This is a genomic window from Agromyces sp. SYSU T00194 (assembly GCF_040496035.1).
Lineage (GTDB): Bacteria > Actinomycetota > Actinomycetes > Actinomycetales > Microbacteriaceae > Agromyces > Agromyces chitinivorans.
The window spans coordinates 1,277,451-1,288,996 of sequence record NZ_JBEPJZ010000001.1 but is presented as its reverse complement, the minus strand read 5'-3'; the positions used below and the strand labels follow the sequence as shown (position 1 = coordinate 1,288,996).

12 protein-coding genes are annotated in these 11,546 nt (G+C 74.4%); 3 read left to right on the top strand and 9 right to left on the bottom strand.

Features of this window, described 5'->3' with window-relative positions:
• Positions 1 to 159 precede the first annotated feature (159 nt).
• From ABZK10_RS06010 to ABZK10_RS06000, 3 genes are all read left to right on the top strand, one after another.
• Positions 160 to 630, top strand: coding sequence for a hypothetical protein (locus ABZK10_RS06010; RefSeq protein WP_353808269.1), 471 nt, complete (start codon positions 160 to 162; stop codon positions 628 to 630).
• 76 nt (positions 631 to 706) lie between these two features.
• Positions 707 to 2,164 (top strand): flotillin family protein, encoded by a 1,458-nt coding sequence (locus tag ABZK10_RS06005; RefSeq protein ID WP_353808268.1) that lies wholly within the window; start codon positions 707 to 709, stop codon positions 2,162 to 2,164.
• Between the two features lie 398 nt (positions 2,165 to 2,562).
• Positions 2,563 to 3,486 (top strand): SDR family NAD(P)-dependent oxidoreductase, encoded by a 924-nt coding sequence (locus ABZK10_RS06000; protein ID WP_353808267.1) that lies wholly within the window; start codon positions 2,563 to 2,565, stop codon positions 3,484 to 3,486.
• 228 nt (positions 3,487 to 3,714) lie between these two features.
• On the opposite strand, the gene ABZK10_RS05995 is transcribed toward ABZK10_RS06000, so the two are convergent.
• From ABZK10_RS05995 to ABZK10_RS05955, 9 genes are all read right to left on the bottom strand, one after another.
• The gene (locus ABZK10_RS05995) at positions 3,715 to 4,530 is read right to left on the bottom strand and encodes a uroporphyrinogen-III synthase (protein ID WP_353808266.1); all 816 of its coding nucleotides are present in this window, start codon (positions 4,528 to 4,530) and stop codon (positions 3,715 to 3,717) included.
• Positions 4,527 to 5,480 carry a hydroxymethylbilane synthase gene (gene hemC / locus ABZK10_RS05990; RefSeq protein ID WP_353808265.1) on the bottom strand — a complete coding sequence of 318 codons (954 nt, stop codon included), beginning with the start codon at positions 5,478 to 5,480 and terminating at the stop codon, positions 4,527 to 4,529. Before hemC ends, ABZK10_RS05995 begins: the two co-directional genes overlap by 4 nt.
• Complete coding sequence (locus tag ABZK10_RS05985; RefSeq protein ID WP_353808264.1) at positions 5,477 to 6,742, bottom strand: ferrochelatase; 1,266 nt, start codon at positions 6,740 to 6,742, stop codon at positions 5,477 to 5,479. Before ABZK10_RS05985 ends, hemC begins: the two co-directional genes overlap by 4 nt.
• Positions 6,742 to 7,470 carry a hydrogen peroxide-dependent heme synthase gene (gene hemQ / locus ABZK10_RS05980; protein WP_353808263.1) on the bottom strand — a complete coding sequence of 243 codons (729 nt, stop codon included), beginning with the start codon at positions 7,468 to 7,470 and terminating at the stop codon, positions 6,742 to 6,744. Before hemQ ends, ABZK10_RS05985 begins: the two co-directional genes overlap by 1 nt.
• Before the next feature lie 109 nt (positions 7,471 to 7,579).
• On the bottom strand, positions 7,580 to 8,689 hold the full coding sequence (locus ABZK10_RS05975; protein ID WP_353808262.1) for a class I SAM-dependent methyltransferase: 1,110 nt from the start codon (positions 8,687 to 8,689) through the stop codon (positions 7,580 to 7,582).
• 44 nt (positions 8,690 to 8,733) lie between these two features.
• A complete protein-coding gene (locus tag ABZK10_RS05970) occupies positions 8,734 to 9,024 on the bottom strand; it encodes a hypothetical protein (protein WP_353808261.1) in 291 nt (96 codons plus the stop codon).
• Positions 9,014 to 9,421, bottom strand: a complete 408-nt coding sequence (locus ABZK10_RS05965; RefSeq protein WP_353808260.1) for a phage holin family protein — start codon at positions 9,419 to 9,421, stop codon at positions 9,014 to 9,016. The genes ABZK10_RS05970 and ABZK10_RS05965 overlap by 11 nt, the downstream gene beginning before the upstream one ends.
• A gap of 16 nt (positions 9,422 to 9,437) precedes the next feature.
• Positions 9,438 to 9,869, bottom strand: coding sequence for a YtxH domain-containing protein (locus ABZK10_RS05960; protein ID WP_353808259.1), 432 nt, complete (start codon positions 9,867 to 9,869; stop codon positions 9,438 to 9,440).
• 99 nt (positions 9,870 to 9,968) lie between these two features.
• Complete coding sequence (locus tag ABZK10_RS05955) at positions 9,969 to 11,546, bottom strand: protoporphyrinogen/coproporphyrinogen oxidase (RefSeq protein ID WP_353808258.1); 1,578 nt, start codon at positions 11,544 to 11,546, stop codon at positions 9,969 to 9,971.

The window sequence follows — 11,546 nt, the reverse complement described above, 5'->3', positions numbered from 1 at the left end:
GGGGTTCCTGAGAACGGGTGCTCGCCACGTCGACTCCGCCGCCTCGGCCGACCGGACGATGCGCGTTCTCCACATCCGGCGGACGCTGACGGCGGGGTCCGGTTAGGGTGACCGGGCGGGGGCGTTCCGTGCTCCGCGACCTGCGCGAAAGGGCGATGGATGCTGCTGCCGTTCCTGCTCGTCGGCGGCGCCGGCCTGCTGCTGCTCGTGATCTCGCTGCTGCTCGGCGACCTGTTCGACCACCTCGACTTCGGCGACGGGTTCATCTCCGCGACGGCGCTCGGCGTCGGCGGCGTCGTGTTCGGCGCGGCCGGTGCGCTCACGCTGAGCTGGGGCCTCGACGTCGGCTGGGCGTACGTGCTCGCCGTCGTGCTCGCCCTCGTCGCCTACGTGCTCAGCGTGCTCCTCGTGCGCCGGCTCGCGGCGAGCTCCGACGGCGCCCCCGCCAGCGCGGTCGGCCTCGCGGGCTACACCACCGCACCCGTCGGCCTCACGGGCGGCGAGGTCAGCCTCGACGGCCCCGGCGAGATCGAGCGCCGCCTCGCCTTCGCCGACGAGGACATCGCGGCGGGCGTGCGCATCCGCGTGGTCGACCACGTCGGCGCCCGCGTGAAGGTCGCACCCGAGTAGGCCGCGCGCACGGCGCATCCGCTCGCCCCCCGCTCCCCCGAGACAACCCGCACCCGCACGTCCCAGAGAGGCACCCATGTTCGTCGACCCCCTGATCCAGGTCATCGCCGTCGCAGCACTCGCGATCGCGGTGGTCTCGCTGTTCGTCTTCATCGCGCGGCGCATCCGTCGCGTGCCCCCGAACGAGGCGCTCATCATCGTCGGCCGCGCCGGCCGGTCGTCGATGGGGGACGCCGCCGCGGGCCCCCGCGTGATCATCGGCGGGCGCACCTTCGTCTGGCCGATCCTGCAGCAGGGCTTCGCGATCTCGCTCGAGCAGCGCCAGATCGGCATCACCGTCGAGGGCGTCGACAAGAACCGCGTGAAGATCGCCATCAAGGCGTCGATCAACTTCAAGGTCAGCGGTACCGAGGAGGGCGTGCGTCGCGCCGGCCAGCGCTTCCTCTCGCAGCAGGAGGCCCTCACCGACATCATCAGCGAGTCGCTCGAGGGGTCGCTGCGCTCGATCGTCGGCGACATGACGATCGAGCAGATCATCTCCGACCGCAAGAGCCTGTCGGAGCGGGTCGTCGCCGAGACGAAGGCCGACCTCATCGAGCAGGGCCTCCAGGTCGACCTGCTGAACATCTCCGACATCTCCACGCCGGGCAGCGACTACCTCGACAACCTCGGCCGCGCCGAGGCCGCCCGGGCCCGCCAGGTCGCCGAGGTCAGCGAGTCGGAGGCCGCGCGCGCCAGCGAGTTCGCGCGCATCGAGGCGGCGGAGCAGATCGCCGAGCGCCAGAAGGCGCTCAGCCTCAAGCAGGCGCAGATCAAGGCCGAGACCGACCGTGCCAACGCCGAGGCCGACGCCGCTGGCGAACTCGCCAAGGCCGAGCAGGACCGCATCGTCGCCGTCGAGGAGCGCGAGGCCCTCGCCGAGCAGGCGCGCGTCACCCAGGAGCGCCTCGACATCGAGGTGCGCAAGCCGGCCGAGGCCGACGCCTACGCGTCGGTGCAGCGCGCGACGGCCCAGCGCGACGCGGCGAACGCCGCGACCGAGGCCGAGGCCTACAAGCGCACGAAGATCGCCGAGGCGAACAAGGTCGCCGCCGTGCAGGATGCCGAGGCGGCCGCGACCGCGGTGCGCCGGGCCGGCGAGGCGGAGCGCGACCGCCAGGTGGCGCTCGCGGCAGGCGTGCAGGCCGACGGCGAGGCGCGCGCGGCCGCGATCCGCGCCGAGGGCCTGGCCGAGGCGGATGCCACGGACGCCAAGGCGCTCGCACTCGAGAAGTACGGCGAGGCGGCGCTCGCGCAGGAGATCATCTCCCGCCTGCCCGAGATCATCCGCGCGGCGGCCAAGCCGATCAGCGCGATCGACACCTTCACGGTCGTCTCCACCGACGGCGCCAGCGCCGTCACGAAGTCGGTCGGGCAGGTGCTCGGCGAGGGCACCGAGGTCGTGAAGTCGCTGACCGGCCTCGACGTCTCGGCGATCCTCGCCGGGCTCGCGGGCGGGCAGCTCGCGAAGTCGTCTGACGCCGAGCGCGCCTGACCCGCCGCTCGTACGCGTCGCGCCCGCCCCATCGCATCCGCGTGGGGCGGGCGCGTGGGGCGGGCGCGGTGCGCATCGGGGAAACTCGGCGGGGCATTCGTCGGACTCGGCGGCGCGTTCGGTGGACTCGGCGATGCGCATCGGCCGACCTCGACCCCACCCCGGGCCCGCTTTTCAGGAGCTCGCCCGAGCCCCGCGACCCGATCGTGCGCGAGCGCGCCCGGCGGCGCGCAACGCCACCGCATCGGCCACCGCCCGCGCACACATTCGCCATCAGGCCTCCGCCGCTCCTGAAAAGCGCCGCCCACCCACAGGGGATTCGGGGGGACGGGCGCGGCGTGCTAGCGTCCTGCACCGTCAGGGCGGCGAAGCTGCCGCCTGCGGAACCCGAGGACACCATGCGCACCGCCCCCCAGCCCGACCCCGCCCCCGAGACCGCCCCCCTCCCGGTCGCACGACGCCGGCGCCGCCGCCTGCGACTCGACGACGCGGTCTGCGTCGTCACCGGCGCCGCGAGCGGCATGGGCCTCGAGTCGGCCCGCCTGCTCGCCCGCCGTGGTGCGCGCCTCGCCCTCGTCGACCGCAACGCCGACGTGCTCGCGACCCTGGTCGCCGAATTCCACGATGCGGGCACCGAGGCATCCGCCCACGTCGTCGACCTGACCGACCTCGACGCGGTCGCGGCGCTGCCCGACGCCGTGCGCGCGGCGCACGGCCGCGTCGACGTGCTGCTGCACTGCGCGGGCGTGTCGATGCTGGGCACGTTCGAGCAGCTCAGCATCGAGGAGTTCCGCTGGGTCGTCGACGTGAACCTCTGGGGCACGGTCGCGCTGGCGAAGGCGTTCCTGCCCCTGCTGCGGGAGCGACCCGCTGCGCACCTCGCGAACGTGTCCAGCCTGTACGGCCTGGCCGCGCCCGCCGGCCGCGTGCCCTACGTCACCTCGAAGTTCGCGGTACGCGGCTTCACCGACGCGCTGCGCCACGAGCTCGAGCGCACCGACGTGACCGTCTCCGCCATCTACCCGGGCGGGGTGCAGACGGGCATCATCCACCACGCGCGCGTCGCCGCCATGGTCGACGCCGGGGTCGCCGCGCGCGCCGCCGACGCGCAGGCCGCGCTCTACCGGACCACCGCCGCGCAGGCCGCGGAGCGGATCGTCGCAGGCATCGAGCGCCGCCGCCCCCGCATCTTCATCGGCCGCGACGCGCGCCTCAGCGACCTCGTCACGCGCATCGCGCCGGTCGGGTACTGGTCGATCATGCGCGGCATCGTCGCGAAGGCCGGCGACACGTCGCCCGCGGAGCAGGCCGCGGCGCGCTGACCGTTCGCCGGCGGCATCCGCTCGCCCCGATGCGGGTGACGGATGCCTCCGGGTGGGCGTGCGCCCTGCCGGCGCGCGTCATACCCGCCGGCGCGGGTCGGCCCCGCCGGCGCGGGTCGGCCCTCCCGGCGCGGGTCAGGCCTCCCGGCGCGCGTCATACCCGGCTGCACGGGCCAGCCATGCCGGCGCGGGCCAGCCCTGCCGGCGCGCGTCGCACCTGCCGGCGCGCTAGACCTGCTGGCGCGCCGCCTGCACGACCGCCTCGATCAGCGACTCGGCGCTGCGCTCCGCGGCGACCACGTCGATGCGCAGCCCGTGGTCCTGCGCGTCGTGCATCGTCTGCGGGCCGATCGCGGCGACGAGCGTCTCCTCCGGGATCGACCCGAACTGCTGCTGGACCTGCTCGGCGACGCTGCCCGAGGTGACCAGCAGCGCCTGCACCTTGCCGGCCCGCACGTCGTCGACGACCTTCTGCGCGACCGGCACGCCGACGGTGCGGTACGCGACGACGGCCTCGACGTGGTGCCCGATGCGGGCGAGGCCGACGCTCAGCACCTGCTTGGCGATCGCCGAGCGCAGCGCGAGGACGCGGAGCGGGAACGCCCCGTCGGTTGCGGCGGTCCACTCGTCGAGGAGGCCCTTGGCCGAGTTGTCCTCGGAGGGCACGATGTCGGCGCGGTAGCCGGCGGCGATGAGGGCCGCGGCCGTGGACTCGCCGACGGCGGCGACCTTGGTCGTGGGCGGGATGACCGCGCGGTGCGAGCTCAGCACGTCGACGGTGGTCGCGCTGGTCACGGTCACCCAGTCGAAGGCGCCCGCGGCGAGCCGGCCGAGCGCCGCCTCGAGGGCGGGGGCGTCGTCGGTCGCGGCGAAGTTGATCATGGGCGCGATGATCGGCGAGGCGCCGCGCATGCGCAGGCTCGCGGCGACGCTGTCGCCCCAGGGGCCGCCGCGCGGCACGAGCACCCGCCAGCCGCTGAGGGGCTTGTCGTGGCGCGGATTGGGGAGGTTGATGGCGCCGGTGACCGGCTCGTATTCGCTCACGGCGCCTCCTCCTCCTTCGGTGCGAGTTCGGCGGCGCCGTTGCCGAGGAGCTCTTCGACCGCACGCGCGGCGACCTCGCGAGCGGCATCGGCCAGGTGGGGGGCCCGTCGGCTCTCGGGGGTGGCCGCGTGCGAGCTGGTCACCCGCTGCGTTCCATCGCCACTGTACACAGTGGCCGTCAGGAACAGCAGGTCGTCGTCCACAAAGGAATGGGCCGCGATCGGTGCGGAGCATCCGGCCTCGAGGCCCGCGAGCACGAGCCGCTCCGCGAGCACCGTGGCGCGGGTGGTGCCGTGGTCGACGGCGCCGAGGCCGCGCTCCAGTTCGCGTGACGCGCGCTCGGCGCGCACCTCGAGCGCGAGCGCGCCCTGACCCGGAGCGGTGGGCCACTCGTCGATCGGGAGGAGGTCGGTCGCGGCATCCGACCGCCCGAGCCGGCCGAGGCCGGCTGCGGCCAGCAGCACCGCGTCGAGCTCGCCGTCGGCGACCTTGCCCAGGCGGGTGTCGATGTTGCCGCGGATGTCGACGGCGACCACGTCGGGGCGCGCTTCGGCGAGCTGCGCGATGCGGCGGGGGGAACCGGTGCCGATGCGCGCGCCCTCGGGGAGCGTCGCGAGCGTGCGGCCCCCGGCGGCGCACAGCGCGTCACGGGCATCGGCCCGCTTCGGCACCGCGCCGAGCCGCAGGCCCTCGTGCTCGGCCGTGGGGAGGTCCTTCAGCGAGTGCACGACCACGTCGCACTCGCCGGCGAGCAGCGACTCGCGCAGGGCCGTGGCGAAGACCCCGGTGCCGCCGAGCGACGCGAGGGAGGCGCGCGAGACGTCGCCCTCGGTGGTCACCGTCACGTACTCGATCTCCGCACCGGCCGCCTTCGCCAGCCGCTCGGCGACCTGACGCGTCTGCGCCAGCGCGAGCGCGCTGCCACGGGTGCCGACGCGGATGACGGTCACGGCGCGATCCCCGCCAGCGCCGGCCGGAACCCGAGCCGGACGTTCTCGCAGCAGCCGGGACGGCACACGTCGTACCAGGGGCCGAGCTCCGTCACCCGGGGGCGCTCGGCGGCGGGCGTGCCGTGGACGCGCTCGAGCACGAGGTCGACGAGGCCGGCGACGTACGCCGGATGAGTGCCGGGCGTCGGCACGCGCACGGCGGCGAGGCCCTGCCCCTCGGCGGTCTCGAGCGCCTCGTTGTCGAGGTCCCAGAGCACCTCCATGTGGTCGCTCACGAACCCGAGCGGCACGATCACGATGGCGCGACGACCGGCCGCCGGAAGCTCGAGGATCGCGTCGTTGATGTCGGGCTCGAGCCACGGCATCGACGGGGGGCCCGAGCGGGACTGGTAGACGAGCTGCCAGGGCACGTCGGATGCCCCGGCCTCGCGCATCACGACCTCGGCGACGGCGCGGTGCTGGGCCGCGTACGCGCCGCCCTCGCCGAAGCCGCGCTCGGCGGGGCCCGACTTCGCGGCGTCGGTCGACGGGATGGAGTGCGTGGCGAACAGCACCTCGACCTGGTCGCGCGAGATGTCGGGGTGGGCGGCCAGCAGCTCGGCGAGCCCGTCGCGGACGCCCTCGATGAACGGCCGCACGAAGCCGGGGTGGTCGAAGAACTGCCCGACCTTGTCGATCTGGAGCTCGTCGCCGAGTCCGGTGTCGGCAAGCGCGTCGGCGAAGTCCTCGCGGTACTGGCGGCAGCTCGAGTACGAGCTGTAGGCGCTGGTCGCGATCGCGATGAGCCGCTGCGCGCCGCCCGCGCGCGCCTCGCGGAGCGCGTCGTTCAGGTACGGGTCCCAGTTGCGGTTGCCCCAGATCACCGGCAGGTCGACGCCGCGCCGCGCGAGCTCGGCCTCGAGCGCGGCCTTCAGGTCGCGGTTCTGCTGGTTGATCGGGCTGACGCCGCCGAAGTGGCGGTAGTGGTGCGCCACCTCCTCCAGGCGCTCGTCGGGGATGCCGCGCCCGCTGGTGACGTTCCGCAGGAACGGGATGACGTCGTCCTGGCCCTCGGGGCCGCCGAAGCCCGCGAGCAGGATGGCGTCGTAGGCGACCGGCTCGGTGACGTGCTCGGGGCCCTGCTGGGCGGCCGGGGTCGCTCCCGGCACGACCGCACCGGGGGCGCAGGGGGCGGATGCCGCGGGGGCGGGCTTCCGGCCGTGCGCGACCGTCTCCCGGGCGGGGTCGTCGGCGCCCGTCGAGCCGAGGTTCGCGGCGGCCATTACTGGAGCACCTCGACGATCTCGGCGGTGGTGATCCGTCGACCCGTGTAGAAGGGCACCTCCTCGCGCACGTGGCGCCGGGCGTCGGTCGCGCGCAGGTCGCGCATCATGTCGACGAGGTCGTTCAGCTCGTCGGCCTCCATGGGCAGCAGCCACTCGTAGTCGCCCAGCGCGAACGCGGCGATCGTGTTCGCGACGACGCCGCGGTATGCGGCGCCCTTGCGCCCGTGCTCGGCGAGCATGCGCCCGCGCTCGGCGGGGTCGAGCAGGTACCAGTCGTAGCTGCGCACGAAGGGGTAGACGGTCAGCCACGAGCGCGGCTCCTCGCCGCGGAGGAAGCCGGGCACGTGCGCGCGGTTGAACTCCGCGTCGCGGTGCACGCCCATCGCGTTCCACGTCGGCAGGAGCGCCTTCAGCAGCCGCGACCGGCGCAGTTCGCGGAGTGCCCACTGGAGGCCCTCGGCCTCGGGTCCGTGGAGCCAGATCATGATGTCGGCGTCGGCGCGCAGTCCGGACACGTCGTAGAAACCGCGAACGGTGACGCCCTCGGCCTCGATGACGGCGATGACGTCGTCGAGTTGGCCCACGACCCGCGGCACGTCGTGCCCGTCGAAGTCGTCGGGCCGTGCGGGGTCGGTGCGGAGGACCGCGAACAGGGCGTAGCCCTCGGGTGCGGCGGTGTCGGTCTGGTTCGCGTCGACTGCCTCTGCGGCAGCGGGGTCTGACATAGCACTATCCTCCCCCCGACCGGGCGAACCGCCAAAAGCCGTGTCGCGTGAGAGCGCACCTCACCGCACGACCGTTACCCGAGCGTTATGCCCGGCGGCCGGGAAAGCGTTACCGGCGCAGTGCGGTGAACCGGAACGCGGCGAACCCCTCGATCGGCAGCACCTCGACCTCGCCGAATCCGGCCTCGCGGGCGTACGCCTCCAGCGTCGACGGGCGCATGACCGTGCCGGTGCCCGCCGAGCCGGGCGTCGACAGCCCGTCGGGCAGGCAGACGAAGAGGCTGTAGCCGTACATGATGCGATCGATCTCGTCAGCCGGTGCGGTGAACTCCTCGCCGACGGCCTCGTCCATCACCACGACGACGCCGCCGGGGGTGAGCGCGTCGCGCGTCGCGCGCAGCACGTCGACCGGGAACGGCATGTCGTGCAGCGCCTCGAAGATGAACGCCGCGTCGTAGGTGCCGGCGCCGGCGAGCTCCTCGCCACCCGCGCGGAAGAACGCGACCCGGTCGTCGACGCCCGCCTCGCGGGCGTGCACCTCGGCCGCCTCGAGCGACGGCACGTCGATGTCGTGCCCGTCGACGCGGGCGGCCGGGTACGCCTGCGCGAGTGCGATCGACGACCAGCCGTGGCCGCAGCCGACGTCGGCGATGCGCACGCCGGGCCGGGAGAGCAGCTCGTGCAGCCACGGCACGCCGGCGAGCGCCGGCCCGAGCCGCTGCTCGAACCACGGCCGGTTCACGTCGCCCTGGGCGTCGCGCGCGTCCTCGCCGAGCTCGGCCCAGGAGACTCCGCCCCCGCCGCGATAGGCGTCGAGCAGCGGGTCGATGGCGCGCGCCGCAGCGGCGAACATGCGCGCGAGCGGTGCGGCGTAGGCGAGCGAGTGCACGTCGGTCAGCACCTCGGCGTGCGCGGGCGGCAGGGTGAAGCGACGGCGTTCGGATGCCCCTGGGCCGGTCTCCGCGCTCGCCTCGAGGACGCCGTAGGCGGCCTGCTGCTCGAGCCACTCGCGCGCGTAGCGCCGGTCGGTGCCGGTCGTCGCTGCGAGTTCCTCCGCGTTCATCGGCCCGAACCGCAGCGCCCGGTACCAGCCCAGCCGGTCGCCGACGTGGATGCTCAGCGTCTCGAACGCGCCGAGCACCGATCCGAAGACGCGCTCCGCGAACGCGTCGGCCCCGCCCTGCGGGGCCTTCGGCCCCGGTGCTTCCCCAGTCGACATCGTCGTCTCCCCCGGACCTCCCGCCGGCACCGTGCCGGTTCGGGTCAGTCGTCGTCGCCGAGTGCGCGCACCACCAGCAGCACCCCGGCCGCGACGACGGCAACGGCGCCGAGGCCGATGCCGATCAGCGTGCCGGGCGACTCCATGCGCATGCGCCGGAAGCGGGCCGCGGCACGTCGGCGCGCGATCGCCGCCTGCTTGGGCACGTTGAGCTTGTCCTCGAGCAGGTCGAGCGTGTCGGCGAGCTCGGCGCGCGCCATCGCGGCCTCGGCGCGCGCCTCGACACGGGACAGGTTGCGCTTCGCCTTGGCGGCGTCACGGGTCTCAGCGCTCATAGTCGCCCACTCCCTTCAGGGCGTCGATGTCCTTCTTCACACTGTCGGACGCGTCGTCGCCCGGGGGCTCCGCGCCGCGACGGAACATCACGAGCGCGATGCCGACCAGCACGACGATGAGCAGCAGCAGGATGCCCGAGACGATGAGCGCGGCGGCCCAGCCCGGGAGCACCAGCGAGAGGGCGAGGATGCCCGTCGCGATGAGCGTGCCGAGCAGGAAGATCGCGACGAACGCCGCAGCGGCGACCAGCCCCGCGCCGGCGCCGAAGTGCTTCGCCTTGTAGGCGAGCTCGGCCTTGAAGTGCTCGATCTCGGCCTGGACGAGTGCCTGCACCTGCGCCGGCACGTCGCCGATGAGGGTGAAGAGCGAGCGGTCCTTGTCCGTGGGTGCGGCCATGCGGGCCCTCCTCCCGTCAGTCGTCGGAACCGGCCGACGATGCCTTCGACGTGGATGACTTCGAGCCCGCCTTCGCGCTCGACGACTTGGCAGTGGACGACTTCGCGGTGGACGCCTTCGCCGCGGGCTTCTTGGCCGCCGGCTTCGACGTGGTCGATGCCGGCGCCTTCGCCTCGGCGGCGCCCTCGCTCGCGGCCTCCTGCACGCTCGAGGCGGCCTTGGTCGCCTGGCGGACGAGCTTCTTGGTGCCGTCGAGCACCTTCTCGCTCACGTCGCCCACACGGGACAACGCGAAGTCCTTCACGGTGTCGACGCCCTGTTGCACGGTCGGCTGGTTCCACACCCTCTCGGCTGCGGAGCGGATCTGCTCGTAGCGTTCGCGCCCCGCGCGAGTGCCGAGCACGTATCCGGTCGCGAGTCCGACGACGAACAGGAGCTTGCCCTTCATGCGTTCCCCTTCTGCAATGAGCGCGTCTCAACCCAGCGTAGACCCCGCGTCCACGGGCGCAAGGGGCGTACGGCGATCCATACCGGATTCGCCATACATTCAGGACCCCGTTGGCGCCTCGGCGGATGCGTCGATCGCGTCGCGACGGATGCGTGCGGCGGCATCGATCGCGTGCGGCACGACGGAGGCCAGCCCGGTGCCCGAGACCCAGGATCCGGTGACCACCAGGGTCGAGGTGCCCGCGAGGGCGTCGTCGAGGCGTCCGACGCGGTCGTCGCGGCCGAGCAGCGCGTGCGACGGGGCATCGCGCCAGCTCGCGCGGGCGGCGTCGACCAGGCGGGCGCGGTCGAGCTGCACGCCGAGCAGCGCCGCGGCGTCGGCGAGCGCGAGGTCGGTCAGCGCCTCGTCGTCGAGGTCGGCGACCCCGGCCGAACCGGCCCGCCCGTAGGACAGCCGCACCACGTGACGCCCCGGCCCCGCCGCATCCGCGAGCCAGGCCCATTTGGCGGTCGAGTGGGTGAGGGCCTTCGCGGTGATCCCGGGCGTGCCGGGGGCGATGAGCATGCCGGTGCCGCGCGGCGCGGCGTCGAGCTCGGGCGCGTCGAGCAGCAGGGTCGCGATGTCGAGCGCGGTGCCGTCGGGCCAGTCGAGGCCGGCGAGGCCGGCCCAGTCGTCGCGTGCGCCGGCGAGCAGGGGCACGGATGCCGCGGAGGGCGCGGCCAGCACCACGTAGCGCGCGTGCGCCTCGACGCCCGCCGGCGCGTCGGCGTCGGCGACCTCGACCGGAGCAGCGGCCTCCGCACGCACGATCCAGCCGTCGCCCTCCTCGGCGAGCGCCGTCGCCCGCTGCCCGGTGCGGACGTCGCCCGAGAAGTGGGCGAGGTCGGCGACGAGCGCGTCGACGAGGGCGCGCATGCCGCCGCGGACGCCCCGCACCGCACCGCCCGGCCGCCGCCCGGCCGCCAGCTGCGCGACGCCGCCGGAGAGCGATCCGGTGCGCGTCATCGCCTGGTTCAGCCCGGGCGCGACGCGGTCGACGTCGAGCTGCTCGGGATCGGCCGAGTACACCCCGGCGGAGATCGGGGTCACGAGCCGGTCGAGCACCGCGTCGCCCATGCGGCTGCGGACGAGCTGCCCGAGGCTGTGGGCGCGGCCGATGCGGAGGATCGGCTGCAGGCGGTCGCGGTACGCCCGCCAGGCGCCGCGCCAGCCGATCACGGCGCGCACGTCCTCGGCGAAGGGGTTCGCGGGGATGCCGAGCACGCCGGTCCTGGGCATGGGCACGATGACCGGGTCGGCGTCGCCCCCGCGGTCGGGCAGCGCGAGCCAGGCGCCTGCGGGGTTCGGCGACACGACGGCGTCGGCGAGTCCGAGCTCGCCCAGGAGCGTCTCGACCGAGTCGTTGCGGATCGCGAACGACTCGGCCCCGGTGTCGATCCGGAGACCGGGAGCGGCGGTCTCGGCCGCATCCGCGCCCTCCCCCGCGTCCGCGCCCACGACGGCGCTCCCGACGCAGCCGCCCACGGTCTCCCGCGCCTCGAGCACCAGCACCGACAGGCCGACGTGCAGGCACTGGCGCGCCGCGACGAGGCCGGCGACGCCGCCGCCGACGACCACCACGTCGACGTCGAGCCGCTCGGGCTCGGGCGCTCCGCCCGTCGCATCCGCCGCCGGCAT

Bases quoted from the DNA above. Each gene is read 5' to 3' on its own strand.
- ABZK10_RS06010 (WP_353808269.1), top strand. From the start codon at position 160: ATGCTGCTGCCGTTCCTGCTCGTCGGCGGCGCCGGCCTGCTGCTGCTC.
- ABZK10_RS05960 (WP_353808259.1), bottom strand. From the start codon at position 9,869: ATGAAGGGCAAGCTCCTGTTCGTCGTCGGACTCGCGACCGGATACGTG.
- ABZK10_RS06005 (WP_353808268.1), top strand. From the start codon at position 707: ATGTTCGTCGACCCCCTGATCCAGGTCATCGCCGTCGCAGCACTCGCG.
- ABZK10_RS05955 (WP_353808258.1), bottom strand. From the start codon at position 11,546: ATGCCGGCGGCGGATGCGACGGGCGGAGCGCCCGAGCCCGAGCGGCTC.
- ABZK10_RS05985 (WP_353808264.1), bottom strand. From the start codon at position 6,742: ATGGCCGCCGCGAACCTCGGCTCGACGGGCGCCGACGACCCCGCCCGG.
- ABZK10_RS05975 (WP_353808262.1), bottom strand. From the start codon at position 8,689: ATGTCGACTGGGGAAGCACCGGGGCCGAAGGCCCCGCAGGGCGGGGCC.
- ABZK10_RS06000 (WP_353808267.1), top strand. From the start codon at position 2,563: ATGCGCACCGCCCCCCAGCCCGACCCCGCCCCCGAGACCGCCCCCCTC.
- ABZK10_RS05965 (WP_353808260.1), bottom strand. From the start codon at position 9,421: ATGGCCGCACCCACGGACAAGGACCGCTCGCTCTTCACCCTCATCGGC.
- ABZK10_RS05970 (WP_353808261.1), bottom strand. From the start codon at position 9,024: ATGAGCGCTGAGACCCGTGACGCCGCCAAGGCGAAGCGCAACCTGTCC.
- hemQ (WP_353808263.1), bottom strand. From the start codon at position 7,470: ATGTCAGACCCCGCTGCCGCAGAGGCAGTCGACGCGAACCAGACCGAC.